Below are 26227 nucleotides of genomic sequence, written 5' to 3'. Positions count from 1 at the left end.
GCGGGCGGCCGCCCGTCGACGACGACGCGCGCGGCACCGGACGAACGTCATCTCCCGAGGAGGAGCACGTGAGCGAGACCCCTGAACCCCCCGCCGCGGCGGACCCCGGCTTCTTCGGCGACCGGCCGAGCCGGCTCCAGTGGCGCACCCGCACGATCGACCCGGTCGCCGCGCAGCGTCGCGCCGGGCAGCAGTCCCCGCACCCGACCTGGTACGTGGGCGACCGCATCCTCATCCCCGAGTCGCCGTTCGACCGCGAGGGGAACCGCTCGCTGCGGTGGCTCGAGCGCGCGGCCGAGCGGCTCGGCCTCCGCGTGGAGGTGCAGCAGGAGAGCATCGACGACGCCGAGCTCGTCCGTGAGGCGGGCCTCGACCCGGAGACGACGACCGACCTGCTCCGCACGTTCGGCTACTCCGTGCGCCTGCGCTACCGCGACGACGCCCAGGGACAGCTCCCGGACGCCTGGCACCTCGTCGAGGAGCTGCGCGGACGGCTGTGCCCCGACGACCGGCACAGCCCGCGGCTCGCGCTCGACCACATGGTCGCGCCGACCCCGTTCATCGGCGGCCAGCCGTACACCCAGCCGTTCCCGTACACGCAGCCGCACCCGTACACCCAGCCCCACCCCTACACGCAGCCGCACCCGTACACCCAGCCCCACCCCTACACGCAGCCGCACCCCTTCGCGGGCACCGCGGAGTACTCCCTGCCGGGCTCGGGCGGCCGTACGCCCGTGAGCTGGATCGGGCCCGTGCCGCGCCGCGCGCTGCCCGCGGGCGACACGCCGTGGGTCGCGGGCGACGGCGTCCGCCGTCCTGTCGTCGCCGTGCTCGACACCGGCGTCGGCAAGCACCCGTGGTTCGACGACGACCTCGAGACGCGCGGCACGATCGTCGTGCGCGACCCCGAGCTGCTCGGTCAGCCGCTGTCGACCCTGCCGCCGACGGAGTACCCGTACGAGGACCCGGAGATCGGCGGCGTGTCCGTCTCGCCCCTGACCGGTCCGCTCGACCCGGTCGCAGGCCACGGGACCTTCATCGCGGGCCTCGTGCACCAGCTCTGCCCGGACGCCGTCATCCTCGCCCCGCGCCTCTACGGCGGGTCGGGCATCGTGCCGGAGCGTGACCTGCTGCGGACGCTGCGCCGCGTGCTCCTGTGGCACGTGCTCGGCCTGTCCGGTCACGACGGCTACGCGCCGATCGACGTCCTCGTGCTCTCGCTCGGGTACTACCACGAGCGCCCGGAGGACGCGGACTTCGACGCCCCGTTCGGGGCGCTCATCCGCGCGCTGCGCCGGTACGGCGTCGTCGTCGTGGTGTCGTCGGGCAACGACGGCCAGACCCGCCCGACCTACCCCGCGGCGTTCGCCCCGCGGATCAACCGGAAGGCGGAGCCGCCCGTGCCGCTCGAGGGGGTGACGCTGCTCCTCGACGAGCCGCCGGTCCTCACGGTCGGCGCGGAGAACCCCGACGGGACGGTCTCGCTCTTCAGCAACGACGGCCCCTGGATCACGTGCACCCGCCCGGGCGCGGCCCTCGTGTCCACGATCCCGCGCACGATCGACGGCGCCGTCGCGCCCTCGCGCCACGTCCCCGAGCTCTGGGGCCCGGGGTTCCGCGCCACGATCGACCCCGAGGGGTTCCAGGGCGGGTTCGCGACGTGGAGCGGAACGTCGTTCGCGGCGCCCGTCCTCGCGGGCGAGCTCGCGGCGTCCCTGCTCGAGCGGATCGCCGACGACCCGACGGACCCGGGCGTCCTGGAGCCCGGCCAGGGCGCGCCGGACCGCTGCGCCTGGCTGTGGCCGTCCATTACCCTGGCGACGGGTCTGGTCCCGACCCCGGGTGACGACGCATGAGGTGATGAGCGGTGGTGCGCAGCGGCCGGGAGGTGCTCGAGGTCCGGCTGGCCGCTGCGCAGGCCGTGAACGCGCGCGGCCAGCACCGGCGCGCGAGCCGCGCGTTCGCGCAGATCGTCCAGGACGTCGACGCCGCGGGCGAGGGCGCGAGCCGGGACGACGCCTACCTGGCCGCGCGCGCCCTGCTGGGGCTCGCGCTCGCCGAGTTCGAGCTGACGGGCGACGTCGACGGCGCCTACGAACGGCTCGCCGAGGTCGAGGCGCGCGGCGCCGCGCTGGCCAGGCGCGACCTGGCTCTCGTCGTACGGTCGCAGCGCGGGCTCCTGCGGCTGCGGACCGGCGACGTCTCCGCCGCGCTGGACGAGATGGAGACGGCGGCCGAGGTCATCGACGACGCGCGCCCCCTCGACGCGGCCGTCCTGCTGCTCAACCTCGGCTCCCTGCGCCTCGAGCTCGGAGACGCCGAGGGGGCGAGCCGCGACCTGGACGACGCCGTCCACCGGGCCACCGCGCTCGGGGACGAGCTCCTGGTGTCCAAGGCCCGGCACAACCTCGGGTACGCGGAGTACCTGCGCGGCGACCTGCCGGTCGCCCTGCGCGCCATGGACGAGGCCGCGGCACAGGCGCCGGACCGGCACGCCGCCGTCGGGCTCATCGACCGCGCGCAGGTGCTGCTCGACGCCGGACTGCTCACGGAGGCGGACGAGGCGCTGAGCGAGGCGCGCGAGCACCTCTCCCGCTACCGCATGCTGCGCGACCTCGCGGAGGTCGAGCTGGTCCGGTCGCGCGTCGTGCTCGGCCTGCGGCGGTACGCCGAGGCGCGGCGGCTCGCCCGCTCGGCGTCGCGCCGGTTCGACCGCCTCGGCAACAGGCCGTGGATGCTGCGCGCCCGTGTCGCGGAGCTCCAGGCGGCGCTCACCGAGCACCGCGCGACACCCGTGGGCCCGGCGCGTGCCCGCCGGCACGCGACGTGGGCGCTCGACCTCGCGCACGACGGCGAGACCCTGGGCAGCGTCTCGGGTCTCGGGATCAAGGTCCCCGCGCAGCTCCTCGCCGTCGAGTGGCTCGTGTCCGCGGGCGACGTGCGCGGGGCGCAGGAGGTCCTGCGGGCCGTGCCTCCGCGGCTCGGCCGCGCGCCGCTCCCCGTCCGGCTCCAGCACGAGGCGGTCCTCGCGCAGCTCGCGTTCGTGGCGGGCGACCGGCGTGCCGGCGTCCGCGCCGTGCGGCGCGGCCAGGCGGCGCTCGCGGACCACCGCGCGCGGCTGGGGTCCGTGGACGCGGTGACGGCGTCCGCGGTGCACGGCGTGCGGCTCGGCAACGTCGACGTCGAGGCGGCGCTGCGCACCCGGCGCCCCGGGACGATCTTCGACGCCGTCGAGCGTGGCCGGGCGGCGTTCGCCGGGACGGGCCGCGTGCGCCCGCCCGCGGACCCGGTCCTCGCGGACCTCCTCGCCGCCGCCCGGCGCGAGGTCGAGGCGGCCCGCGCGCTGGGGGCGCCCTCGGACGCGGCCAGCCTCGCGCGGCGGCAGGACCACCTCCAGGCGGCGCGGCGCCTCCAGGACGACGCACGACGACGCTCCTGGCAGCACGGGGGAGGGGCCGCGGCCCCGGTCCCCGCGTCGGAGCGGCGGCTGCGCGCCACGCTGGCCGACGCCGGGTCCGACGCGGTCGTGGCCGACCTCATGCTGGACGGCGACGACGTGCTCGCCGTCCGCGTCAGCGCCCGGGGCTCCCGGCTCGTGCGCCTCGCGTCGCGCGCGGCGGTCGCCGAGCAGGTGCGCCGTGCGCGCGCGGACTTCGCGGTCCTGTCGAACGTGCTCATCCCGGTCCCCATGCGCGAGGCCGCCGTCGGCTCGCTGTCCCGGACGCTGGCCGCGCTCGACGACGCGCTCGTCGTCCCGCTCGAGGCGGACGGCGACCTCCACGTCGCCGCGCGCGACCTGCTGCTCGCGCTGCCGTGGGCCTCGCTGCCGTCCCGGCGCGGGCTGCGCACGTGGGCGAACTCGTGGGTGGACCTGCGCGTCGGCGAGCCGGTGCGCCGGGCGGACGAGGCGCTCGTCGTCGCCGGACCGGGCCTGCGCTTCTCGGGCGCCGAGGCGAAGCTCGTCGCGTCCGTCTGGGAAGGAGCCGAGGCGCTCGCGGGGGAGGCGGCGACGTGCGAGGCCGTCGTCGACGGGCTGCGCACCGCGGGGGTCGTGCACCTGGCCGCGCACGGCACGCACGAGACCGACAACCCGTTGTTCTCGTCGCTGCGGCTCGCCGACGGGCCGCTGTTCGCGCACGAGCTCGACGGGACCGACCTGCACGGCGTGGTCGTCGTGCTGTCGGCGTGCGAGGTGGGGCTCTCGACGCCGCGCATCGGCGGCGAGTCGCTCGGCCTGACGAGCGTCCTGCTGCGGCTCGGCGCCCGCGCGGTGATCGCGAGCGTGGCCCCGCTGCGCGACGACGTCGCGGCGCGCGTCATGCCGTCGCTCCACGCCGAGCTGCGCGACGGCGCCATGCCGGGGACGGCGCTCGCCCGGGCGGTCGCCGACGAGCCCGAGCCGGTACCGCTGGTCTGCTTCGGCCCGCTGGTGCTCTGACGGCACGGGCCGCGGTTTGGAGCACGCGCCGTCGTCCCGTACGATGAACGTGTACCCAAGACCGCCGGTCGTCCGACGCTGCCCGCAGACTCCGTCTGCAGGACGTGACGGACCGAAGTCCCGCCCACGAGGTGGAGGCCAGCGCAGGTAGCGAATCGACGACGTCCGCCCGGCCCCGCCGCGCGTGCGACTGCGAGCCCCGCGCCTGCGCGGGGCTCTTTCTCGTTCCGGGGACGGACGCCGGTGGTACCACCACCGGAAGGATTGCCATGGCGAGGCCGGACAAGGCAGCCGCAGTCGCCGAGATCTCGGAGAAGTTCCGCGACTCGAACGCTGCCGTGCTGACCGAGTACCGCGGGCTCACCGTCGCGCAGCTCAAGCAGCTGCGTCGGTCGCTCAGCGGCAACGCAACCTACGCCGTGGTGAAGAACACGCTGACCGCCATCGCGGCCAAGGAGGCCGGTGTCGAGGGACTCGACGCCGACCTGCAGGGTCCTTCGGCCATCGCCTTCGTCACCGGGGACCCGGTCGAGGCAGCCAAGGGTCTGCGTGACTTCGCCAAGGCGAACCCCGCGCTGGTCATCAAGGGCGGTGTCCTCGACGGGCGCCCCCTGACCGCCGCGGAGGTCACGAAGCTCGCGGACCTCGAGTCCCGCGAGGTCCTGCTGGCCAAGGCGGCCGGCGCGATGAAGGCCAAGCTCTTCCAGGCTGCCTACGTCTTCACCGCGAACACCGCCCAGGCCGCCCGCGTCATCGATGCCCTGCGTCAGAAGCAGGAATCGGAGGGCGCTGCCGCCTGATCCCGTGACCGGGCTCGCCCGGTCCCGCGATCGACGCAGCGCAAGCACAACACCCCGCTTCTGGCAGGCCCGCCCCGGGCCGCTGCCGAGCACCGACCGAAAGGAACGCCATCATGGCGAAGCTCAGCACCGACGAGCTCATCGAGCAGTTCAAGGGCCTCACCCTCATCGAGCTCAACGAGTTCGTGAAGGCCTTCGAGGAGACCTTCGAGGTCACCGCCGCCGCCCCCGCCGCCGTCGCGGTCGCCGCCCCCGCGGGTGGCGCCGGTGGCGACGCCCCGGCCGAGGAGGAGAAGGACGAGTTCGACGTCATCCTCGAGGCTGCCGGCGACAAGAAGATCCAGGTCATCAAGGAGGTGCGCGCGCTCACGTCCCTCGGCCTGAAGGAGGCCAAGGACCTCGTGGACGGTGCCCCGAAGCCGGTCCTGGAGGGCGCGAACAAGGAGACGGCCGAGAAGGCCAAGGCTGCCCTCGAGGGCGCCGGCGCCACGGTCACCCTCAAGTGATCGCACCGGTCCCGTCCTGACGGGACCGGTCGCACGCCGCACGAGGCCCGCACCCCGCCCGGGGTGCGGGCCTCGTCGTTCCCCGGCGGCGGCGCCGGGCGGGCAGGAGGGCCCGGGGGCGGCACCGCGGCGTCGCGCGGCGTCGCGCGACGTCGCGCGGCGTCCCGGGGCGACCGGGATCCGACGGCGTCGCCGCACCGGCTTCACGGAACGGCCACGAGTGTGCCACCATGTGCGGGTCGACGACGCAGGACAGCGAGGTCGACAGCAGCAGGTTGAGGGCCCGCACGGCGGGCCGGAGGACGGGCGACGAGGCCCGTGCGAGTACCGGCGAGGCGCGCAGCGCCCGGGGCCGGGCGGGGGAGTGTGCCCCGAGGTTGTGTGGCGACGCCTTCTTGGGGTATGCTCACGCTTTGCGCTGTCCTGTGCCCCCGATCTCATATACCCCCGACCCCCTCGACGACGTACGTGCGCGTCCGCGAGGTGTCGTGGCGGCGGTGATCGTGTCCAGCCCGGCCGGTGCAGCGTTCTTTCGATCTGCAGGGAAGGACCCCTCTTGGCTGCCTCGCGCACCCCTTCTGCTCCGTCCGCCGACGCCATCGCGAACCGCACCGCATCGCGTCGCCTCTCCTTCGCCAAGATCTTCGAGCCGCTCGAGGTCCCCGACCTGCTGGGCCTCCAGACCGAGAGCTTCGACTGGCTGCTCGGCAACGAGGCGTGGCAGGCGCGCGTCGCCGCCGCGGCCGAGGCCGGGCGCCAGGACGTGCCCTCGACGTCGGGTCTCGAGGAGATCTTCGAGGAGATCTCCCCGATCGAGGACTTCGGGTCCTCGATGTCGCTGTCGTTCTCCAACCACCGCTTCGAGCCGCCGAAGTACACGGCCGACGAGTGCAAGGAGAAGGACTTCACGTACGCCGCGCCGCTGTTCGTCACCGCGGAGTTCGTCAACTACAACACCGGTGAGATCAAGAGCCAGACGGTCTTCATGGGCGACTTCCCGCTCATGACCGAGCGTGGCACGTTCATCATCAACGGCACCGAGCGCGTCGTCGTCTCGCAGCTCGTCCGCTCGCCCGGTGTCTACTTCGAGCGCGCCGCCGACAAGACGAGCGACAAGGACATCTTCTCCGCGAAGATCATCCCGTCGCGCGGTGCCTGGCTCGAGTTCGAGATCGACAAGCGCGACGCCGTCGGCGTGCGCGTCGACCGCAAGCGCAAGCAGTCCGTGACCGTGCTGCTCAAGGCGCTCGGCCTCACGGAGTCCGAGATCCGCGAGCAGTTCGCGGACTTCCCGTCCGTGCTCGACACGCTCGAGAAGGACCACGTCCACACGCAGGACGAGGCGCTCGTCGACCTCTACCGCAAGATCCGCCCGGGCGAGCCGCCGACGGTCGAGGCCGGCCGCGCGCTCCTCGAGAACTTCTACTTCAACCCGAAGCGCTACGACCTCGCGAAGGTCGGCCGCTACAAGGCGAACAAGAAGCTCGGCATCGACGCGCCGCTCAGCGACTCCACGCTGTCGGTCTCGGACGTCGTCGCGACGATCAAGTACCTCGCGGCGCTGCACGCGGACCACGCGAGCATCCCGGGCACGCGCAACGGCGAGGCCGTCGAGGTGCGCGTCGAGACGGACGACATCGACCACTTCGGCAACCGCCGCATCCGCGCCGTCGGCGAGCTCATCCAGAACCAGGTCCGCACGGGCCTGTCGCGGATGGAGCGCGTCGTGCGCGAGCGCATGACGACGCAGGACGTCGAGGCGATCACGCCGCAGACGCTCATCAACATCCGCCCGGTCGTGGCGTCCATCCGCGAGTTCTTCGGCACGTCGCAGCTCTCGCAGTTCATGGACCAGAACAACCCGCTCGCGGGCCTGACGCACAAGCGTCGTCTCTCGGCCCTCGGCCCGGGTGGTCTGTCGCGCGACCGCGCCGGCATGGAGGTCCGTGACGTCCACCCGTCGCACTACGGCCGCATGTGCCCGATCGAGACCCCTGAGGGTCCGAACATCGGTCTGATCGGCTCGCTCGCGTCGTACGGGCGCATCAACCCGTTCGGCTTCATCGAGACGCCGTACCGCAAGGTGACGGCGGGCAAGGTGACCGACGAGGTCGTCTACCTCACGGCCGACGACGAGGACCGCCACGTCATCGCGCAGGCGAACCAGACGCTCAACGCCGACGGCTCCTTCGCGGACGAGCGCGTGCTCGTGCGCACCAAGGGCGGCGAGGTCGAGATCGTCCCCGGCGCGCAGGTCGACTACATGGACGTCTCGCCGCGCCAGATGGTCTCGGTCGCGACGGCGCTCATCCCGTTCCTCGAGCACGACGACGCGAACCGCGCCCTCATGGGTGCGAACATGCAGCGCCAGGCCGTGCCGCTGGTCCGCTCCGAGGCCCCGCTCGTCGGGACCGGCATGGAGTGGCGCGCGGCCGTCGACGCGGGCGACGTCGTCGTCGCGACGAAGCCCGGTGTCGTCACCGAGGTCTCGGCCGACCTCGTGCTCGTCGCGAACGACGACGGCACGACCGGCAGCTACCGGATCGCGAAGTTCCGCCGCTCGAACCAGGGCACGAGCTACAACCAGCGCGTGCTCGTCGACGAGGGCCAGCGCGTCGAGCCCGGCTCCGTCCTCGCGGACGGCCCGGCGACCGACGAGGGCGAGCTCGCGCTCGGCCGCAACCTCCTCGTGGCGTTCATGTCGTGGGAGGGCCACAACTACGAGGACGCGATCATCCTCAGCCAGCGTCTCGTGCAGGACGACGTGCTCTCCTCGATCCACATCGAGGAGCACGAGGTCGACGCGCGCGACACCAAGCTCGGCCCCGAGGAGATCACGCGGGACATCCCGAACGTCTCCGAGGACGTCCTGGCGGACCTCGACGAGCGCGGCATCATCCGCATCGGTGCCGAGGTCGGCGCGGGCGACGTCCTGGTCGGCAAGGTCACGCCGAAGGGCGAGACCGAGCTGACCCCGGAGGAGCGCCTCCTGCGCGCGATCTTCGGCGAGAAGGCGCGCGAGGTGCGCGACACGTCGCTCAAGGTGCCTCACGGCGAGTCCGGCACGGTCATCGGTGTGCGCGAGTTCAACCGCGAGGACGGCGACGAGCTGCCCGCGGGCGTGAACCAGCTCGTGCGCGTCTACATCGCGCAGCGCCGCAAGATCACGGACGGCGACAAGCTCGCCGGCCGTCACGGCAACAAGGGCGTCATCTCCAAGATCCTGCCCGTCGAGGACATGCCGTTCCTCGAGGACGGGACGCCGGTCGACGTCGTCCTCAACCCGCTGGGCGTCCCCGGTCGTATGAACGTGGGCCAGGTCCTCGAGACGCACCTCGGGTGGGTCGCGAAGCAGGGCTGGGACATCTCGCTCGCCGACGGCAAGGACCTCTCCTGGCGGGAGAACGTCCCGGAGATCGCCGCGACGTCCGAGCCGGGCCGTCCCGTCGCCACCCCGGTGTTCGACGGCGTCCACGAGGACGCGCTCACGGGCCTGCTCTCGACGACGATCCCGAACCGCGACGGCGACCGCATGGTCGGCGCCGACGGCAAGGCGCGCCTCTTCGACGGCCGCTCCGGCGAGCCGTTCCCCGAGGCCGTGTCGGTGGGCTACATGTACATCCTCAAGCTCCACCACCTGGTCGACGACAAGATCCACGCGCGCTCGACCGGCCCGTACTCGATGATCACCCAGCAGCCGCTCGGTGGTAAGGCGCAGTTCGGCGGTCAGCGCTTCGGCGAGATGGAGGTGTGGGCCCTCGAGGCGTACGGCGCGGCCTACACGCTCCAGGAGCTCCTCACGATCAAGTCGGACGACGTGCCCGGTCGCGTCAAGGTCTACGAGGCGATCGTCAAGGGCGAGAACATCCCCGACTCGGGCATCCCGGAGTCCTTCAAGGTCCTCCTCAAGGAGATGCAGTCGCTGTGCCTGAACGTCGAGGTGCTCTCGAGCGACGGCGTGTCCATCGAGATGCGGGAGTCGGACGACGACGTGTACCGCGCAGCCGAAGAGCTCGGCATCGACCTGTCGCGCCGCCCCAACGCGGCGTCCAGCGTCGACGAGATCTGATCTCGGGCAGGTGGGAGCGGGTCACCCCGCTCCCACCGACGACCCCCACACCAACCGTCTTTTTGGCGTCGGGGCCGGCCACGGCCGGTCCCGGCAGGCGAAGGAAGTAGGACAACTTGCTCGACGTCAACGTCTTCGACGAGCTGCGTATCGGCCTGGCCACGGCCGACGACATCCGTGCGTGGTCGCACGGTGAGGTGAAGAAGCCCGAGACCATCAACTACCGCACCCTCAAGCCCGAGAAGGACGGACTCTTCTGCGAGAAGATCTTCGGCCCCACCCGGGACTGGGAGTGCTACTGCGGCAAGTACAAGCGCGTGCGCTTCAAGGGCATCATCTGCGAGCGCTGCGGCGTCGAGGTGACGCGCTCGAAGGTGCGTCGTGAGCGCATGGGCCACATCGAGCTCGCCGCGCCGGTCACGCACATCTGGTTCTTCAAGGGCGTGCCCTCGCGCCTCGGCTACCTGCTCGACCTCGCCCCGAAGGACCTCGAGAAGGTCATCTACTTCGCGGCGTACATGATCACCTCGGTCGACGAGGAGGGTCGCCAGGAGGACCTCCCGAACCTCCAGAACGAGATCGACCTGGAGAAGAAGGAGATCGCGGACGCCCGCGACAACGACATCAACTCCCGCGCCCAGAAGCTCGAGGCCGACCTGGCCGAGCTCGAGGCCGAGGGTGCCAAGGCCGACGCGCGCCGCAAGGTCCGCGACTCGGCCGAGCGCGAGATGGCGCAGATCCGCAAGCGCGCCGACGCCCAGCTCGACCGTCTCGAGCAGGTGTGGGACCGCTTCAAGAACCTCAAGGTCGCCGACCTCGAGGGCGACGAGATGCTGTACCGCGCCCTCCAGGACCGCTACGGCACCTACTTCGAGGGCTCGATGGGCGCCGCGGCGATCCAGAAGCGTCTCCAGGACTTCGACCTGGAGGCGGAGGCCGAGTCCCTGCGCGAGACCATCCGCTCGGGCAAGGGCCAGCGCAAGACGCGTGCCCTCAAGCGCCTCAAGGTCGTCAACGCGTTCCTCACCACGACGAACTCGCCCACGGGCATGGTGCTCGACGCCGTCCCGGTCATCCCGCCGGACCTGCGCCCGATGGTGCAGCTCGACGGTGGCCGCTTCGCGACGAGCGACCTCAACGATCTGTACCGCCGCGTGATCAACCGGAACAACCGCCTCAAGCGTCTCCTCGACCTGGGCGCGCCGGAGATCATCGTCAACAACGAGAAGCGGATGCTCCAGGAGGCCGTGGACTCGCTGTTCGACAACGGCCGCCGTGGTCGTCCGGTCACCGGCCCGGGCAACCGCCCGCTCAAGTCCATCTCGGACATGCTCAAGGGCAAGCAGGGTCGTTTCCGTCAGAACCTGCTCGGCAAGCGCGTCGACTACTCGGGCCGTTCGGTCATCGTCGTCGGCCCGCAGCTCAAGCTGCACCAGTGCGGCCTGCCGAAGCAGATGGCGCTCGAGCTGTTCAAGCCGTTCGTCATGAAGCGCCTCGTGGACCTCAACCACGCGCAGAACATCAAGAGCGCGAAGCGCATGGTCGAGCGTGCCCGCCCGGTCGTGTGGGACGTGCTCGAAGAGGTCATCACCGAGCACCCCGTGCTGCTCAACCGTGCACCGACGCTGCACCGCCTGGGCATCCAGGCGTTCGAGCCGCAGCTCGTCGAGGGCAAGGCGATCCACCTGCACCCGCTCGTCTGCGCCGCGTTCAACGCGGACTTCGACGGTGACCAGATGGCCGTCCACCTGCCCCTGAGCGCCGAGGCGCAGGCCGAGGCCCGCATCCTCATGCTCTCGAGCAACAACATCCTCAAGCCGTCGGACGGCCGTCCGGTGACCATGCCCTCGCAGGACATGATCATCGGTCTGTACCACCTGACGAGCGACCGCGAGGGCGCCGAGGGCGAGGGTCGTGCGTTCGGCTCGGTGGCCGAGGCCATCATGGCGTTCGACCAGGGCACCCTGGACCTCAACGCCCGGGTGAAGATCCGCACGACGGACCTCGTCCCGCCGGTCTCCGGCTTCGAGGCTCCCGAGGGCTGGGAGGAGGGTCAGCCGATCCTCTTCGACACCACGCTCGGTCGCGCGCTGTTCAACGAGACGCTCCCCGTCGACTACCCGTACGTGAACTCGGTCGTCGACAAGAAGCGCCTCTCGGCGATCGTCAACGAGCTCGCGGAGCGCTACCCGAAGGTCGAGGTCGCGGCGTCGCTCGACGCGCTGAAGGCCGCCGGCTTCCGCTGGGCGACCCGCTCGGGCGTCACGATCGCGATCTCCGACGTGGCGACGCCCAAGGAGAAGGCCGTCATCCTCGAGCAGCACGAGGAGCGCGCGCTCAAGGTCCAGCAGCAGTACGACCGTGGTCTCATCACGGACGACGAGCGCCGTCAGGAGCTCATCGAGATCTGGACCCAGGCGACGGACAAGGTCGCGTCGGTCATGCGCGAGAACCTCGAGGCGAACGACCGCAACACCGTGTACCGCATGGTCGGTTCGGGTGCGCGTGGTAACTGGATGCAGGTCCGTCAGATCGCCGGTATGCGCGGTCTCGTGGCGAACCCGAAGGGCGAGATCATCCCGCGCCCGATCAAGTCCAACTACCGCGAGGGCCTGTCCGTCCTCGAGTACTTCATCGCGACGCACGGTGCCCGCAAGGGTCTGGCGGACACCGCGCTGCGGACCGCCGACTCGGGCTACCTCACGCGTCGTCTCGTGGACGTGTCGCAGGACGTCATCGTCCGCGAGGAGGACTGCGGCACCGAGCGCGGCCTGACCCTGCCGATCGCCGAGGAGCTCGCGGGCAAGCTCGTGCGCCACCCGAAGGTGGAGACGAGCGTCTACTCGCGCACCCTCGCGGCCGACCTGGTCGACCCCGACGGGAACGTCGTCGGCAAGGCCGGCGACGACGCGGGCGACGTCCTCATCGACGCCGCGGTCACCGCGGGCGTCCGCGAGGCCAAGGTCCGCTCGGTCCTCACGTGCGAGTCGCGCGTCGGCACGTGCGCCAAGTGCTACGGGCGCTCGCTCGCCACGGGCAAGCTCGTCGACATCGGCGAGGCGGTCGGCATCATCGCCGCCCAGTCGATCGGTGAGCCGGGCACGCAGCTGACGATGCGTACCTTCCACACCGGTGGTGTCGCCTCCGCGGACGACATCACGCAGGGTCTGCCGCGTGTCACGGAGCTCTTCGAGGCCCGCACCCCCAAGGGTGAGGCGCCCATCGCGGAGTTCTCGGGCCGCATCGCGATCGACGACTCGGAGCGCTCGCGCCGTCTGGTGCTCACGCCGGACGACGGCTCGGAGGAGATCGCCTACCCGGTGACGAAGCGTGCCCGCCTGCTCGTGCAGGACGGCGACCACGTCAACGTCGGCACGCAGCTCGTCCAGGGTGCGGTGGACCCGAAGAAGGTCCTGCGCATCCTCGGCCCGCGCGCCACGCAGAAGCACCTGGTGGACGAGGTCCAGGAGGTCTACCGCTCGCAGGGCGTGGACATCCACGACAAGCACATCGAGGTCATCGTGCGGCAGATGCTGCGTCGCGTGACCGTGCTCGACTCGGGCGACTCGCACCTCCTGCCGGGCGAGCTCGCCGAGCGCGGCCGCTTCGAGGACGCGAACCGTCGCGCGGTGGCGGAGGGTGGCCAGCCGGCCTCCGGCCGTCCGGAGCTGATGGGCATCACGAAGGCGTCGCTCGCGACGGACTCGTGGCTCTCGGCCGCGTCGTTCCAGGAGACGACGCGCGTGCTCACCGAGGCGTCGATGAGCGGTCGTCGTGACCCGCTCCTCGGCCTCAAGGAGAACGTCATCATCGGTAAGCTCATCCCGGCCGGTACCGGTCTTCCCCGGTACACCAAGGTCCAGGTCGAGCCGACCGAGCAGGCCAAGACGGAGCTCTACCCGAGCTTCGGCTACGACGAGATCGACTTCCCGGCGCTCGGCATGGGCTCCGGCGAGGCGATCCCGCTCGAGGACCTGGACTTCGGCGACTACCGCTGACGTCCCACGACGGGTGCCCGTCGGCTGCCGCGCCTCGTGCGCGGTGGCCGGCGGGCACCCGTCGTCGTCCTTCCTGCGGGACGACGACGAGCCCGGGGGAGCGGCCGTCCTCGCGACCTGCTCCTTTGACTCCTTGCCGGGTGGCAGGTAGCCTGGTAAACCGTGCCCGCGCCGTCGGGCCCTCCGTGATGTCCCTGGCGGGACGGTGCGGGCGAGCGATCGTCGCACACCGCCGCGTGGCGGTCTCCGGACGGGTCGATGTGAGTGCCCGGGCACTCCGGATCCCGGTCCTGGTGGCGCCCTCGCGCCCACGGTCCGGAGCCGGACCATCGAGCCGGTGGTAGGTGGCTGCTGCAGCGTCTCTCGCGCTGCGGGTGCCTCGTGCGATCGGCTCCAGCAGCCCGCACGACCACCATCGGGGATAGCCCCGGTAGCTCGAGAAGACACGGAGACGTAGTGCCTACGATCCAGCAGCTCGTCCGCAAGGGGCGGACCTCGAAGGTGGGGAAGTCCAAGACTCCCGCCCTCAAGGGCTCCCCGCAGCGGCGCGGTGTGTGCACGCGCGTGTACACCACCACCCCGAAGAAGCCGAACTCCGCGCTGCGCAAGGTCGCTCGCGTGAAGCTCTCCTCCCAGGTCGAGGTCACGGCCTACATCCCCGGCGTCGGCCACAACCTCCAGGAGCACTCCATCGTGCTCGTGCGCGGCGGTCGTGTGAAGGACCTCCCGGGTGTGCGCTACAAGATCGTGCGCGGCGCGCTCGACACGCAGGGCGTGAAGAACCGCAAGCAGGCCCGCAGCCGCTACGGCGCCAAGAAGGAGAAGAGCTGATGCCTCGCAAGGGCCCGGCCCCGAAGCGGCCGCTCATCGTCGACCCGGTCTACGGGTCTCCCGTCGTCACGCAGCTCATCAACAAGGTGCTGCTCGACGGCAAGAAGTCCACCGCCGAGTCGATCGTCTACGGCGCCCTCGAGGGCGTCCGGGCGAAGACGGACGGCGACCCGGTCGTCGTGCTCAAGCGCGCGCTCGAGAACGTCCGCCCGGCGCTCGAGGTCCGCTCGCGCCGCGTCGGTGGTGCGACCTACCAGGTCCCGGTCGAGGTGCGCCCGGCGCGTGCGACGACCCTCGCGCTGCGCTGGCTCACGGACTACTCGCGCGCTCGTCGCGAGAAGACCATGACGGAGCGCCTCATGAACGAGATCCTCGACGCGAGCAACGGCCTCGGCGCCGCGGTCAAGCGCCGTGAGGACATGCACAAGATGGCGGAGTCCAACAAGGCCTTCGCCCACTACCGCTGGTAGTCCGCACGACGGGCCCCGGGGACCGGAGCGGTCCCCGGGGCCGTCGGCGGGTCGAGGCCGGTCACCCCGGTCCGAGCAGCGCCCCCGACTCAACCCATCTAACGAGGGAAGCAGACCGTGGCACTTGACGTGCTGACCGACCTGAGCAAGGTCCGCAACATCGGCATCATGGCCCACATCGATGCCGGGAAGACCACGACCACCGAGCGCATCCTGTTCTACACGGGTGTGAACTACAAGCTCGGCGAGACGCACGACGGCGCGTCCACGACCGACTGGATGGAGCAGGAGAAGGAGCGCGGCATCACGATCACGTCCGCCGCCGTCTCGTGCTACTGGAACAAGAACCAGATCAACATCATCGACACGCCCGGCCACGTCGACTTCACGGTCGAGGTCGAGCGCTCCCTGCGCGTGCTCGACGGCGCCGTCGCCGTCTTCGACGGCAAGGAGGGTGTCGAGCCGCAGTCGGAGACGGTGTGGCGCCAGGCGGACAAGTACAACGTCCCGCGCATCTGCTTCGTCAACAAGATGGACAAGCTCGGCGCGGACTTCTACTTCACCGTCGACACGATCATCAACCGCCTCAAGGCGAAGCCGCTGGTCATCCAGCTCCCGATCGGTGCCGAGAGCGACTTCACCGGTGTCGTGGACCTGCTCGAGATGAAGGCGCTCGTCTGGCACGGGGAGACCCAGCTCGGCGAGGCGTACGACACCGAGGAGATCCCCGCGGACCTGGTCGAGAAGGCCCAGCAGTACCGCAGCGAGCTCGTCGAGGCCGTCGCGGAGGCCGACGAGGAGCTGCTCGAGAAGTACCTCGGTGGCGAGGAGCTGACGATCGCCGAGCTCAAGGCCGGCATCCGCAAGCTCGTCATCGCGGGCGAGGCGTTCCCGGTCCTGTGCGGCTCCGCGTTCAAGAACAAGGGCGTCCAGCCCATGCTCGACGCGGTCATCGACTACCTCCCGTCGCCCCTCGACGTGCCGGCCATCGACGGTCACGACCCGAAGGACGAGGAGAAGGTCATCCAGCGTCACCCCGACGCCTCGGAGCCGTTCTCCGCGCTCGCCTTCAAGGTCGCGGCGCACCCGTTCTTCGGCAAGCTCACCTACGTCCGCGTGTACTCCGGTCGTGTCGAGCCCGGCCAGCAGGTCGCGAACTCGACCAAGGGCAAGAAGGAGCGCGTCGGCAAGATCTTCCAGATGCACTCCAACAAGGAGAACCCGGTCGACGAGGCGAGCGCCGGTCACATCTACGCGGTCATCGGCCTCAAGGACACCACGACCGGTGACACGCTGAGCGACATGGCGAACCCGGTCATCCTCGAGTCGATGAGCTTCCCCGAGCCCGTCATCGACGTGGCGATCGAGCCGAAGACGAAGGCCGACCAGGAGAAGCTCTCCACGGCGATCCAGAAGCTCGCCGAGGAGGACCCGACCTTCCGCGTGAAGCTGGACGACGAGACCGGCCAGACCGTCATCGGCGGCATGGGCGAGCTCCACCTCGACATCCTCGTCGACCGCATGCGTCGCGAGTTCAAGGTCGAGGCGAACGTCGGCAAGCCGCAGGTCGCGTACCGCGAGACGATCCGCCGCAAGGCCGAGAAGATCGAGTACACGCACAAGAAGCAGACCGGTGGGTCCGGGCAGTTCGCGAAGGTCCAGGTGACCTTCGAGCCGCTCGACACGTCCGAGGGCGAGCTCTACGAGTTCTCCAACGCCGTCACCGGTGGTCGCATCCCGCGCGAGTACATCCCCAGCGTCGACGCCGGCATCCAGTCCGCGATGGAGCTCGGCGTGCTCGCCGGCTTCCCGCTGGTCGGGGTGAAGGCGATCCTGCTCGACGGCGCCTACCACGAGGTCGACTCCTCGGAGATGGCGTTCAAGATCGCCGGCTCGATGGTCCTCAAGGAGGGCGTCAAGCGGGCGGACCCGGTTCTGCTGGAGCCGGTGATGGCGGTCGAGGTGCGTACGCCCGAGGAGTACATGGGCGACGTCATCGGTGACCTGAACTCACGTCGTGGAATGATCCAGTCCATGGAGGACGCGACGGGTGTGAAGGTCGTCCGGGCCCACGTACCGTTGTCAGAGATGTTCGGGTACATCGGTGACCTCCGGTCCAAGACCCAGGGTCGTGCGGTGTACTCGATGCAGTTCGACAACTACGCCGAGGTTCCTCGGAACGTTGCCGAAGAGATCATCAAGAAGACCCGGGGCGAGTGAGTCCCCACAGGTCGAAGACCCGCACAACCATCAACCTGTAGGAAACCGCAACGCCCCGCGGATGTAGGATCTCTCGGTCGACATTCGCAACGTTCGGCACATCTACCCAAGTCCCAGGAGGACCCCAGTGGCTAAGGCCAAGTTCGAGCGGACCAAGCCGCACGTCAACGTCGGCACCATCGGTCACGTCGACCACGGTAAGACGACGCTCACGGCGGCGATCTCGAAGACGCTCGCGGACACGTACCCGGACCTGCCGGCGAACACGCAGCGCAACTTCGACGAGATCGACGCGGCTCCCGAGGAGAAGCAGCGCGGTATCACGATCAACATCGCGCACATCGAGTACGAGACGCCGAAGCGCCACTACGCGCACGTCGACGCCCCGGGTCACGCCGACTACATCAAGAACATGATCACCGGTGCCGCCCAGATGGACGGCGCGATCCTGGTGGTCGCCGCGACCGACGGCCCGATGGCCCAGACGCGCGAGCACGTCCTGCTCGCCCGCCAGGTCGGCGTGCCGTACCTGCTCGTGGCGCTCAACAAGTCCGACATGGTCGACGACGAGGAGATCCTCGAGCTCGTCGAGATGGAGGTGCGCGAGCTCCTCTCCTCGCAGGAGTTCGACGGTGACAACGCGCCGGTCGTGCGCGTCTCCGGTCTCAAGGCGCTCGAGGGCGACCCCGAGTGGACCGCGAAGATCCTCGAGCTCATGGAGGCCGTGGACGAGAACGTGCCCGAGCCCGTCCGCGAGCTCGACAAGCCGTTCCTCATGCCCGTCGAGGACGTCTTCACGATCACCGGTCGTGGCACCGTCGTCACCGGCAAGGTGGAGCGTGGCACGCTCGACCTCAACTCGGACGTCGAGATCGTCGGCATCCGCTCGCCCCAGAAGACCACGGTCACGGGCATCGAGACGTTCCACAAGCAGATGGACCAGGCTCAGGCCGGCGACAACACCGGTCTGCTCCTGCGCGGCATCAAGCGCGAGGACGTCGAGCGCGGCCAGGTCGTCGTGAAGCCGGGTTCGATCACCCCGCACACGCAGTTCGAGGCGCAGGTCTACATCCTGGGCAAGGACGAGGGCGGCCGTCACAACCCGTTCTACTCGAACTACCGTCCGCAGTTCTACTTCCGCACGACGGACGTCACCGGCGTCATCACGCTGCCCGAGGGCACCGAGATGGTCATGCCCGGCGACAACACCGAGATGACGGTCGAGCTGATCCAGCCGATCGCCATGGAGGAGGGCCTCGGCTTCGCCATCCGTGAGGGTGGCCGGACCGTCGGCTCGGGCCGCGTCACCAAGATCCTCAAGTGATCTGACGCTGCCTCCGCAGCACCTCGTCGAAGGCCCGGTCCCGTCCGCGGGACCGGGCCTTCGGCCTGCGGTCACCGTCACACCGGCGTCGCGTCGTCCCGACTTGGACGACGGCGGCTTCGTGTGGCAGACTGTTCAGGTTGCCTGTTACGGGTGCGCTCTTTCACGTGTCGAACAGTGTGTTGAACCGGTCCTCTCGCCGAGGGCCAGGACCCCGGGACTTCTCCCGGGTCTGCGGGTTGAGCTCTCTGTGTCGCCATGGATCGAGTACCCCGCGGAACACACGTTCCGACAGGCTCGCACAAACGTTGTGGTCCGGTTCGCGGAGCCGTGCGTCAGCACGGAGCCCGGCGGGAGTCCACATATCCAACGGCCCTGCGCCTCTCGGCGTGTGCGCCCAGGTGCGTCGCGACTACGCGACACGCCCGAGCGCGGGGGTCGGACAGCTAGCGGTTCGAGAGAGAGAGTCAGACGACGCCATGGCGGGACAGAAGATCCGCATCCGGCTCAAGTCCTACGACCACGAGGTCATCGACAGCTCGGCGCGCAAGATCGTCGACACGGTGACGCGCGCTGGTGCAACGGTCGTGGGTCCGGTGCCGCTGCCGACGGAGAAGAACGTCTTCTGCGTCATCCGGTCGCCTCACAAGTACAAGGACAGCCGCGAGCACTTCGAGATGCGCACGCACAAGCGGCTGATCGACATCATCGATCCCACGCCGAAGGCGGTCGACTCGCTCATGCGTCTCGACCTGCCGGCTGACGTGAACATCGAGATCAAGCTCTGAGGCTGGAGGACATCATGACTACCCCCCAGCAGAACGCGCGCCCGGTCACCGCGGTGCTCGGCACGAAGCTCGGGATGACGCAGCTCTGGGACGAGGCCGGGCGCCTCGTGCCCGTCACCGTCGTCGCGGTCGGCACGAACGTCGTGACGCAGGTGCGCACGTCGGACGCCGACGGCTACGCCGCCGTGCAGCTCGCCTACGGCCAGATCGACCCGCGCAAGGTCACGAAGCCGCTCAAGGGCCACTTCGAGAAGGCCGGCGTCACGCCGCGTCGTCACGTCGCCGAGGTCCGCACCACCGACGCCACCGAGTACTCGCTCGGCCAGGAGATCACCGCGGAGGCCTTCGAGGCCGGCGCCGTGGTCGACGTCGTGGGCACGACCAAGGGCAAGGGCACCGCCGGTGTCATGAAGCGTCACGGCTTCTCCGGCGTGGGTGCCTCCCACGGCTCGCACCGCAACCACCGCAAGCCCGGCTCGATCGGTGGGGCCTCGACCCCGTCGCGAGTCTTCAAGGGCCTGCGCATGGCCGGTCGGATGGGCAACGTCCGTCAGACCACCCAGAACCTGACCGTCCACGCGGTCGACGCCGAGAAGGGTCTGCTGCTCGTCAAGGGCGCGGTTCCCGGCCCCAAGGGCGGCGTCGTCCTCGTGCGCAGCGCCGCGAAGGGAGCGTGAACCCCATGTCCGCTCTGACCGTTGACGTGCTGGACCCCAAGGGCAAGAAGGCCGGCACCGCCGAGCTCCCCGCCGAGGTGTTCGACGTCGAGCTCAACGTCCCGCTGATCCACCAGGTCGTCGTCGCCCAGCGTGCTGCCGCACGCCAGGGCACCCACGACACCAAGTCCCGCGGCGAGGTCCGCGGTGGTGGTCGCAAGCCGTACAAGCAGAAGGGCACCGGCCGCGCCCGCCAGGGTTCGACCCGTGCGCCGCAGTTCGCCGGCGGTGGCGTCGTCCACGGCCCGACGCCGCGCTCGTACGACCAGCGGACGCCCAAGAAGATGAAGGCCGCCGCGCTCCGCGGTGCCCTCTCGGACCGCGCCCGCAACGGCCGCGTCCACGTGGTGACCGGCTTCGGCGTCGACGGCCTGCCGTCGACCAAGACCGCCGTCACGACGCTCGCCAAGCTCTCCGGGCGCAAGCACGTCCTCGTCGTCACCGAGCGTGGCGACGAGCTGACGATCAAGTCGCTGCGGAACGTCGAGCAGGTTCACCTCCTGGTGGCCGACCAGCTCAACACCTACGACGTGCTCGTCTCCGACGACGTCGTCTTCACGCAGGGCGCGCTCGACGCGTTCCTGACGGGCCCGGCCACGGGTCGCTCCGCGAAGGCCGTCGCCACCTCCACCGAGGCGGACGAGACTGCTGCCGAGGAGGCCGCGAAGTGACCACCGTGACCAAGGACCCCCGTGACGTGATCCTCGCGCCGGTCGTCTCCGAGAAGAGCTACGGCCTGCTCGACGAGGGCAAGTACACGTTCGTCGTCGACCCGCGGGCCAACAAGACCGAGATCAAGATCGCCGTCGAGCAGATCTTCTCGGTCAAGGTCGCCTCGGTGAACACGATCAACCGCAAGGGCAAGACGCGTCGCACGCGTTTCGGCCTGGGCAAGCGCAAGGACACCAAGCGTGCGATCGTCACCCTCCGCGAGGGCACGATCGACATCTTCGGCTGAGCCGACGAGAGCAGATTGAGGACAGATCCCCATGGGAATCCGTAAGTACAAGCCGACGACGCCCGGCCGCCGCGGCTCGAGCGTCGCCGACTTCGCCGAGATCACGCGCTCGCAGCCGGAGAAGTCTCTGGTCCGCCCGCTCTCCAAGAGCGGCGGCCGCAACAGCTCCGGTCGTATCACCACCCGTCACAAGGGTGGTGGCCACAAGCGTGCGTACCGCGTGATCGACTTCCGTCGTCACGACAAGGACGGCGTGCCGGCGAAGGTCGCGCACATCGAGTACGACCCCAACCGCACCGCGCGCATCGCGCTCCTGCACTACGCGGACGGCGAGAAGCGCTACATCGTCGCGCCGGCCAAGCTCAAGCAGGGCGACGTCGTCGAGGCGGGCGCGGGCGCGGACATCAAGCCCGGCAACAACCTGCCGCTGCGCAACATCCCGACCGGTACGGTCATCCACGCCATCGAGCTCAAGCCCGGTGGCGGCGCGAAGATCGCCCGCTCGGCCGGTGCGTCCGTGCAGCTCGTCGCCAAGGACGGGCCGTACGCGCAGCTGCGCATGCCCTCCGGCGAGATCCGCAACGTCGACCTGCGCTGCCGCGCGACGGTCGGCGAGGTCGGCAACGCCGAGCAGTCGAACATCAACTGGGGCAAGGCCGGCCGCATGCGCTGGAAGGGCAAGCGCCCGACCGTCCGCGGTGTCGCCATGAACCCGATCGACCACCCGCACGGTGGTGGTGAGGGCAAGACCTCCGGTGGTCGCCACCCGGTGAGCCCGTGGGGCCAGCCGGAGGGTCGTACCCGCCGTCCCAACAAGCCGAGCGACAAGCTGATCGTGCGTCGTCGCCGTACCGGCAAGAAGCGCTGATAGGAGCCTGGAGACATGCCTCGTAGCCTGAAGAAGGGCCCCTTCGTCGACGACCACCTGCAGAAGAAGGTGGACGCTCAGAACGAGAAGGGGACCAAGAACGTCATCAAGACCTGGTCCCGTCGGTCGGTCATCACGCCCGACTTCCTCGGTCACACGTTCGCCGTGCACGACGGTCGCAAGCACACGCCGGTGTTCGTCACCGAGTCGATGGTCGGCCACAAGCTCGGCGAGTTCGCTCCCACGCGGACCTTCCGCGGCCACGTGAAGGACGACAAGAAGGGTCGTCGCCGCTGACCCCCGGGTCAGTCTGGTGACGACCTGGACGGTCAAGAGACAAGAAGGCAGGACAGCAATGGAAGCCAAGGCGCAGGCGCGGTTCGTCCGTGTCACGCCCCAGAAGGCCCGGCGCGTCGTGGACCTCATCCGTGGCAAGCAGGCCTCCGAGGCCGTCGCGGTGCTGAAGTTCGCACCGCAGGCGGCGAGCGAGCCCGTCCGCAAGGTCGTGGAGAGCGCCATCGCCAACGCCCGGGTGAAGGCGGACCGCGCGAGCGAAGCGTTCGAGGAGCAGGAGCTCGTCGTGCGTGAGGCGTTCGTCGACGAGGGCCCGACCCTCAAGCGTTTCCGCCCCCGGGCCCAGGGCCGTGCGAACCGCATCCTCAAGCGCACCAGCCACATCACCGTGGTCGTCGCTCCGCGTGAGAACACGAAGGGAAGTGCCCGATAGTGGGACAGAAGGTTCACCCGCACGGGTACCGCCTCGGCATCACCACCGACCACCGGTCGCGCTGGTTCGCCGACAGCACCAAGCCCGGCCAGCGGTACCGCGACTACGTCCGCGAGGACGTCCAGATCCGCAAGCTCATGAGCACGGGTCTCGAGCGTGCCGGCATCTCCAAGGTCGAGATCGAGCGCACCCGTGACCGCGTCCGCGTGGACATCCACACTGCGCGCCCGGGCATCGTCATCGGTCGCCGCGGCGCCGAGGCGGACCGCATCCGCGGCGAGCTCGAGAAGCTCACCGGCAAGCAGGTGCAGCTCAACATCCTCGAGGTGAAGAACGCCGAGACGGACGCGCAGCTCGTCGCGCAGGGCATCGCCGAGCAGCTCGCGAGCCGCGTCTCGTTCCGTCGTGCCATGCGCAAGGGCATCCAGTCCGCGCAGCGCGCCGGCGCGAAGGGCATCCGCGTGCAGGTCTCCGGCCGCCTCGGTGGCGCGGAGATGAGCCGGTCGGAGTTCTACCGCGAGGGTCGTGTGCCGCTGCACACGCTGCGCGCGTACATCGACTACGGCTTCTTCGAGGCCCGCACCACGTTCGGCCGCATCGGCGTGAAGGTGTGGATCTACAAGGGCGACGTCACCGAGAAGGAGTTCGCCGCGCAGCAGGCCACGGCCGCTCCGCGCCAGGGCCGTGGCGGCCCGCGCGGTGAGCGCGGCGGCGACCGTCGTGGTGGCGGCCGTCGTCCCGAGCGTTCGGCCGAGCGGACCCCCGCGTCCGAGTCGCCGGCGGCGCCCGAGCAGGCTGCTCCCGCCGCAGAGGCGAAGGCCCCTGAGACCGGAACGGAGGCCTGAGTCATGCTGATCCCGCGCAGGCTCAAGCACCGCAAGCAGCACCACCCGTCGCGCTCCGGCGCGGCGAAGGGTGGCACCCAGATCTCGTTCGGCGAGTACGGCATCCAGGCTCTCGAGCCGGCGTACGTGACGAACCGCCAGATCGAGGCTGCTCGTATCGCGATGACCCGCCACATCAAGCGTGGCGGCAAGGTCTGGATCAACATCTACCCGGACCGTCCCCTGACCAAGAAGCCTGCCGAGACCCGCATGGGTTCCGGTAAGGGTTCGCCCGAGTGGTGGGTCGCCAATGTCAAGCCCGGCCGGATCGTCTTCGAGCTGGCGGGTGTCCCGGAGGACCTGGCTCGCGAGGCCATGCGCCGCGCGATCCACAAGCTCCCGATGAAGTGCCGTTTCGTGGTGCGCGAGGGTGGTGGCAACTGATGGCAATCGGAACGAAGGGGCTCGCCCCCGTCGACCTCGACGCCATGGACGACGAGACGCTCGTCGCCGAGCTCAAGAAGGTCAAGGAGGAGCTCTTCAACCTCCGCTTCCAGTCGGCCACCGGCCAGCTGGAGAGCCACGGGCGCCTCAAGGCCGTCCGCCGCGACATCGCGCGGATCTACACGATCCTGCGTGAGCGCGAGCTCGGCATCCGAACCGCGCCGAGCGCCGAGTGAGTGAGGCTGGAATGAGCGAGAACGCAACGAACGCGCCCGAGGCGGCCGAGGAGCGCGCGCACCGCAAGACGCGCCGCGGCTACGTCGTGAGCGACAAGATGGACAAGACCGTGGTGGTCGAGGTCGAGGACCGGGTCAAGCACCCGCTCTACGGCAAGGTCATCCGCCGCACGAGCAAGGTCAAGGCGCACGACGAGCAGAACTCTGCCGGCGTGGGCGACCTGGTGCTCATCATGGAGACCCGCCCGCTGTCCGCGACCAAGCGGTGGCGCCTCGCGGAGATCCTCGAGAAGGCCAAGTGATCCACCGGTCGTGACGGGCGGGCCCCGGCTCGCTCGTCACGACCGCTCTCGTGCCGCACCGCGGTGCGGCAACCAGTGAGGACAGGTCGGGCGGGTCCACCGCCCGGTCCTGGCCGGTTCACCCGCGAGGGACCCGGCACTGACAGCTATCCGTTCGGCAAGGCTCGCCCCGGCGAGAACCGGCTCGACGACAGGAGTTCATTACATGATCCAGCAGGAGTCGCGACTTCGTGTCGCCGACAACACGGGTGCCAAGGAGATTCTCTGCATCCGTGTTCTCGGTGGCTCGGGCCGTCGCTACGCCGGAATCGGCGACGTCATCGTCGCAACCGTCAAGGACGCGATCCCGGGCGGCAACGTGAAGAAGGGCGACGTGGTCAAGGCCGTCGTCGTCCGCACCGCCAAGGAGCGCCGTCGTCCGGACGGTTCCTACATCAAGTTCGACGAGAACGCCGCCGTGATCCTCAAGAACGACGGCGAGCCGCGCGGGACGCGCATCTTCGGCCCTGTCGGGCGCGAGCTGCGCGACAAGCGGTTCATGAAGATCATCTCGCTGGCTCCGGAGGTGCTCTGACCATGGCCAAGATCAAGAAGGGCGACCTCGTCGTCGTCATCGCGGGCAAGGACAAGGGCAAGCAGGGGCGCGTCCTCGAGGTGCTCACCGACCGTGACCGCGTCATCGTCGAGGGCGTCCAGCGCGTCACCAAGCACACCAAGGTCGGCCAGTCGCAGCGCGGCACGCGGACCGGTGGGATCGAGACCGTCGAGGCCCCGATCCACATCAGCAACGTGATGGTCGTCGACCCGGAGACCAAGAAGGGCACCCGCGTCGGGTACCGCACCGAAGAGGTCGAGCGTGACGGCCGCAAGCGCACCGTGCGCGTGCGTGTCGCCAAGCGCTCCGGGAAGGACATCTGATGAGCACCGAGATCGTCGCCCCCGAGGTGCCCCGCCTGAAGCAGCGCTACCGCGAGGAGATCGTCGCCGGTCTGCGCGAGGAGTTCGGGCACGAGAACGTCAACCAGGTCGCCCGCGTCACGAAGATCGTCGTGAACATGGGTGTCGGTGACGCCGCCAAGGACTCGAAGCTCATCGAGGGCGCCATCCGCGACCTGTCCGCGATCACCGGCCAGAAGCCGCAGGTGACCAAGGCCCGCAAGTCCATCGCGCAGTTCAAGCTGCGCGAGGGCATGCCGATCGGCGCGCACGTCACGCTGCGCGGCGACCGCATGTGGGAGTTCCTGGACCGCCTGCTGTCGATCGCCCTGCCGCGCATCCGCGACTTCCGCGGCCTGTCGCCCAAGCAGTTCGACGGGAACGGCAACTACACGTTCGGTCTCACGGAGCAGTCGATGTTCCACGAGATCGACCAGGACAAGATCGACCGTGTCCGCGGTATGGACATCACGATCGTGACCACGGCGACGACCGATGACGAGGGCCGCTCCCTGCTGCGCCGTCTCGGCTTCCCCTTCAAGGAGAACTGACATGGCGAAGAAGGCCCTGATCAACAAGGCGGCCGCCAAGCCGAAGTTCGCGGTCCGCGCCTACACCCGGTGCCAGAAGTGCGGTCGCCCGCACTCGGTGTACCGCAAGTTCGGCCTGTGCCGCATCTGCGTGCGCGAGATGGCCCACCGTGGTGAGCTTCCGGGCGTCACCAAGAGCAGCTGGTAACAACTACGTCGTAGGTCCTGGCGGAGCGCGTCGC

At 69.9% G+C, this 26227-nt stretch carries 25 protein-coding genes; all 25 read left to right on the top strand.

Features of this window, described 5'->3' with window-relative positions:
- Positions 1–68 precede the first annotated feature (68 nt).
- The 25 genes from B9L22_RS01370 (at position 69) to B9L22_RS01250 (ending at position 26193) form a co-directional block, all read left to right on the top strand.
- Positions 69–1856 (top strand): S8/S53 family peptidase, encoded by a 1788-nt coding sequence (locus B9L22_RS01370; protein WP_086148961.1) that lies wholly within the window; start codon positions 69–71, stop codon positions 1854–1856.
- A 14-nt stretch (positions 1857–1870) separates the two neighbouring features.
- On the top strand, positions 1871–4438 hold the full coding sequence (locus B9L22_RS01365) for a CHAT domain-containing protein (RefSeq protein WP_158097129.1): 2568 nt from the start codon (positions 1871–1873) through the stop codon (positions 4436–4438).
- Positions 4439–4707: 269 nt separating this feature from the next.
- Positions 4708–5238 carry a 50S ribosomal protein L10 gene (rplJ, locus tag B9L22_RS01360; RefSeq protein ID WP_024840304.1) on the top strand — a complete coding sequence of 177 codons (531 nt, stop codon included), beginning with the start codon at positions 4708–4710 and terminating at the stop codon, positions 5236–5238.
- A gap of 113 nt (positions 5239–5351) precedes the next feature.
- Positions 5352–5744, top strand: coding sequence for a 50S ribosomal protein L7/L12 (rplL, locus tag B9L22_RS01355; RefSeq protein ID WP_024840305.1), 393 nt, complete (start codon positions 5352–5354; stop codon positions 5742–5744).
- A 556-nt stretch (positions 5745–6300) separates the two neighbouring features.
- Positions 6301–9813, top strand: coding sequence for a DNA-directed RNA polymerase subunit beta (rpoB, locus tag B9L22_RS01350; RefSeq protein ID WP_021479867.1), 3513 nt, complete (start codon positions 6301–6303; stop codon positions 9811–9813).
- 116 nt (positions 9814–9929) lie between these two features.
- On the top strand, positions 9930–13811 hold the full coding sequence (locus B9L22_RS01345) for a DNA-directed RNA polymerase subunit beta' (protein ID WP_021479868.1): 3882 nt from the start codon (positions 9930–9932) through the stop codon (positions 13809–13811).
- 456 nt (positions 13812–14267) lie between these two features.
- Positions 14268–14642 carry a 30S ribosomal protein S12 gene (gene rpsL, locus B9L22_RS01340; RefSeq protein WP_021479869.1) on the top strand — a complete coding sequence of 125 codons (375 nt, stop codon included), beginning with the start codon at positions 14268–14270 and terminating at the stop codon, positions 14640–14642.
- Entirely contained in the window at positions 14642–15112 is a 471-nt protein-coding gene (rpsG, locus tag B9L22_RS01335) for a 30S ribosomal protein S7 (RefSeq protein WP_021479870.1), read from the top strand. Before rpsL ends, rpsG begins: the two co-directional genes overlap by 1 nt.
- A gap of 117 nt (positions 15113–15229) precedes the next feature.
- The gene (fusA, locus tag B9L22_RS01330; protein WP_021479871.1) at positions 15230–17332 is read left to right on the top strand and encodes an elongation factor G; all 2103 of its coding nucleotides are present in this window, start codon (positions 15230–15232) and stop codon (positions 17330–17332) included.
- A gap of 127 nt (positions 17333–17459) precedes the next feature.
- Positions 17460–18656 (top strand): elongation factor Tu, encoded by a 1197-nt coding sequence (gene tuf / locus B9L22_RS01325; protein ID WP_021479872.1) that lies wholly within the window; start codon positions 17460–17462, stop codon positions 18654–18656.
- A gap of 479 nt (positions 18657–19135) precedes the next feature.
- A complete protein-coding gene (rpsJ, locus tag B9L22_RS01320; protein ID WP_012867945.1) occupies positions 19136–19444 on the top strand; it encodes a 30S ribosomal protein S10 in 309 nt (102 codons plus the stop codon).
- Between the two features lie 14 nt (positions 19445–19458).
- A complete protein-coding gene (gene rplC, locus B9L22_RS01315) occupies positions 19459–20121 on the top strand; it encodes a 50S ribosomal protein L3 (RefSeq protein ID WP_021479874.1) in 663 nt (220 codons plus the stop codon).
- Positions 20122–20126: 5 nt separating this feature from the next.
- A complete protein-coding gene (gene rplD / locus B9L22_RS01310; RefSeq protein WP_021479875.1) occupies positions 20127–20831 on the top strand; it encodes a 50S ribosomal protein L4 in 705 nt (234 codons plus the stop codon).
- Positions 20828–21118: a 50S ribosomal protein L23 gene (rplW, locus tag B9L22_RS01305; RefSeq protein ID WP_021479876.1), complete on the top strand. Its 291-nt coding sequence runs from the start codon at positions 20828–20830 to the stop codon at positions 21116–21118. The genes rplD and rplW overlap by 4 nt, the downstream gene beginning before the upstream one ends.
- Positions 21119–21149: 31 nt before the next feature.
- Positions 21150–21986: a 50S ribosomal protein L2 gene (gene rplB, locus B9L22_RS01300; protein WP_021479877.1), complete on the top strand. Its 837-nt coding sequence runs from the start codon at positions 21150–21152 to the stop codon at positions 21984–21986.
- A 15-nt stretch (positions 21987–22001) separates the two neighbouring features.
- The gene (gene rpsS, locus B9L22_RS01295) at positions 22002–22283 is read left to right on the top strand and encodes a 30S ribosomal protein S19 (protein ID WP_021479878.1); all 282 of its coding nucleotides are present in this window, start codon (positions 22002–22004) and stop codon (positions 22281–22283) included.
- A gap of 58 nt (positions 22284–22341) precedes the next feature.
- Entirely contained in the window at positions 22342–22713 is a 372-nt protein-coding gene (gene rplV / locus B9L22_RS01290; RefSeq protein WP_021479879.1) for a 50S ribosomal protein L22, read from the top strand.
- Positions 22713–23558 carry a 30S ribosomal protein S3 gene (gene rpsC / locus B9L22_RS01285; RefSeq protein WP_034654910.1) on the top strand — a complete coding sequence of 282 codons (846 nt, stop codon included), beginning with the start codon at positions 22713–22715 and terminating at the stop codon, positions 23556–23558. The genes rplV and rpsC overlap by 1 nt, the downstream gene beginning before the upstream one ends.
- Positions 23559–23561: 3 nt before the next feature.
- On the top strand, positions 23562–23981 hold the full coding sequence (gene rplP / locus B9L22_RS01280; protein ID WP_021480428.1) for a 50S ribosomal protein L16: 420 nt from the start codon (positions 23562–23564) through the stop codon (positions 23979–23981).
- Complete coding sequence (rpmC, locus tag B9L22_RS01275; RefSeq protein WP_021480429.1) at positions 23981–24217, top strand: 50S ribosomal protein L29; 237 nt, start codon at positions 23981–23983, stop codon at positions 24215–24217. Before rplP ends, rpmC begins: the two co-directional genes overlap by 1 nt.
- Positions 24218–24228: 11 nt before the next feature.
- Positions 24229–24519 (top strand): 30S ribosomal protein S17, encoded by a 291-nt coding sequence (rpsQ, locus tag B9L22_RS01270; protein WP_021480430.1) that lies wholly within the window; start codon positions 24229–24231, stop codon positions 24517–24519.
- Between the two features lie 205 nt (positions 24520–24724).
- Complete coding sequence (gene rplN / locus B9L22_RS01265) at positions 24725–25093, top strand: 50S ribosomal protein L14 (RefSeq protein ID WP_021480431.1); 369 nt, start codon at positions 24725–24727, stop codon at positions 25091–25093.
- Positions 25094–25095: 2 nt separating this feature from the next.
- Positions 25096–25437 (top strand): 50S ribosomal protein L24, encoded by a 342-nt coding sequence (gene rplX, locus B9L22_RS01260; protein ID WP_021480432.1) that lies wholly within the window; start codon positions 25096–25098, stop codon positions 25435–25437.
- Positions 25437–26006 (top strand): 50S ribosomal protein L5, encoded by a 570-nt coding sequence (gene rplE / locus B9L22_RS01255; RefSeq protein WP_021480433.1) that lies wholly within the window; start codon positions 25437–25439, stop codon positions 26004–26006. The genes rplX and rplE overlap by 1 nt, the downstream gene beginning before the upstream one ends.
- Before the next feature lies 1 nt (position 26007).
- Entirely contained in the window at positions 26008–26193 is a 186-nt protein-coding gene (locus B9L22_RS01250) for a type Z 30S ribosomal protein S14 (RefSeq protein WP_021480434.1), read from the top strand.
- Positions 26194–26227: the final 34 nt, after the last annotated feature.

It is taken from the genome of Cellulosimicrobium sp. KWT-B, assembly GCF_002127155.1.
In the GTDB taxonomy this organism is placed as follows: domain Bacteria; phylum Actinomycetota; class Actinomycetes; order Actinomycetales; family Cellulomonadaceae; genus Cellulosimicrobium; species Cellulosimicrobium funkei.
The sequence above is the reverse complement of the archived record's forward strand: the minus strand, read 5'-3'. Positions and strand labels throughout refer to the sequence as shown.

Excerpts from the sequence above, each read along its gene's own strand:
- rplJ (WP_024840304.1), top strand. The coding sequence starts at position 4,708 with ATGGCGAGGCCGGACAAGGCAGCCGCAGTCGCCGAGATCTCGGAGAAG.
- rplL (WP_024840305.1), top strand. The coding sequence starts at position 5,352 with ATGGCGAAGCTCAGCACCGACGAGCTCATCGAGCAGTTCAAGGGCCTC.
- rpsG (WP_021479870.1), top strand. The coding sequence starts at position 14,642 with ATGCCTCGCAAGGGCCCGGCCCCGAAGCGGCCGCTCATCGTCGACCCG.
- rpsJ (WP_012867945.1), top strand. The coding sequence starts at position 19,136 with ATGGCGGGACAGAAGATCCGCATCCGGCTCAAGTCCTACGACCACGAG.
- rplC (WP_021479874.1), top strand. The coding sequence starts at position 19,459 with ATGACTACCCCCCAGCAGAACGCGCGCCCGGTCACCGCGGTGCTCGGC.
- rplD (WP_021479875.1), top strand. The coding sequence starts at position 20,127 with ATGTCCGCTCTGACCGTTGACGTGCTGGACCCCAAGGGCAAGAAGGCC.
- rplB (WP_021479877.1), top strand. The coding sequence starts at position 21,150 with ATGGGAATCCGTAAGTACAAGCCGACGACGCCCGGCCGCCGCGGCTCG.
- rpsS (WP_021479878.1), top strand. The coding sequence starts at position 22,002 with ATGCCTCGTAGCCTGAAGAAGGGCCCCTTCGTCGACGACCACCTGCAG.
- rplV (WP_021479879.1), top strand. The coding sequence starts at position 22,342 with ATGGAAGCCAAGGCGCAGGCGCGGTTCGTCCGTGTCACGCCCCAGAAG.
- rplP (WP_021480428.1), top strand. The coding sequence starts at position 23,562 with ATGCTGATCCCGCGCAGGCTCAAGCACCGCAAGCAGCACCACCCGTCG.
- rpmC (WP_021480429.1), top strand. The coding sequence starts at position 23,981 with ATGGCAATCGGAACGAAGGGGCTCGCCCCCGTCGACCTCGACGCCATG.
- rpsQ (WP_021480430.1), top strand. The coding sequence starts at position 24,229 with ATGAGCGAGAACGCAACGAACGCGCCCGAGGCGGCCGAGGAGCGCGCG.
- rplN (WP_021480431.1), top strand. The coding sequence starts at position 24,725 with ATGATCCAGCAGGAGTCGCGACTTCGTGTCGCCGACAACACGGGTGCC.
- rplX (WP_021480432.1), top strand. The coding sequence starts at position 25,096 with ATGGCCAAGATCAAGAAGGGCGACCTCGTCGTCGTCATCGCGGGCAAG.
- rplE (WP_021480433.1), top strand. The coding sequence starts at position 25,437 with ATGAGCACCGAGATCGTCGCCCCCGAGGTGCCCCGCCTGAAGCAGCGC.
- B9L22_RS01250 (WP_021480434.1), top strand. The coding sequence starts at position 26,008 with ATGGCGAAGAAGGCCCTGATCAACAAGGCGGCCGCCAAGCCGAAGTTC.